The 464-nt window shown below is 64.9% G+C and carries 1 protein-coding gene; it reads right to left on the bottom strand.

Annotated elements, in window-relative coordinates; all coding sequences use genetic code 11:
* Positions 1-464: carbohydrate ABC transporter permease (locus ABY44_RS01620; RefSeq protein WP_431640774.1), on the bottom strand; the 464-nt coding region annotated here is incomplete at both ends.

The following is a 464-nucleotide window of genomic DNA, read 5'->3' as shown; positions in this document are numbered from 1 at the left end:
CGAAACGGAAGACGATCACGGTCGCGAGCGCCGGACGCACGAGCGGCAGCAGGATCTGCACGAAGGTGCGGAACGGACCGGCGCCGTCGATGCGCGCGGCCTCTTCGAGTTCGATCGGCAACGCGCGGAAGAAGACCGTCAGCACGAACGTCGTGAACGGAATGCCGAGGGCTCCGTAGACGAGGATCAGGCTGAACACGTTGCTCGTCATCTTGAGCGAGTCGAGCAGGTAGAACAGCGGCAGGATCGCCAGGTGCACCGGCAGCATGAGCCCGGACAGGAAGACCGCCTCGATGCCACGGAAGAACTTCGCCCGAGCCCTCGCGAACGCGTACGCGGCGAGCACCGAGACGACGGTCGTGACGATGACCGAGCCGACGGTGACGGTGATCGAGTTGAGGAAGTAGGTGTCGAACGACGCGGTGATCCACGCGCTCTGGAAGCTCGTGAACGTCGGCGGGACC

It is taken from the genome of Burkholderia sp. ZZQ-2, from assembly GCF_050768715.1.
Taxonomy (GTDB): Bacteria; Pseudomonadota; Gammaproteobacteria; order Burkholderiales; family Burkholderiaceae; genus Burkholderia; species Burkholderia cepacia.
The sequence above is the reverse complement of the archived record's forward strand: the minus strand, read 5'-3'. Positions and strand labels throughout refer to the sequence as shown.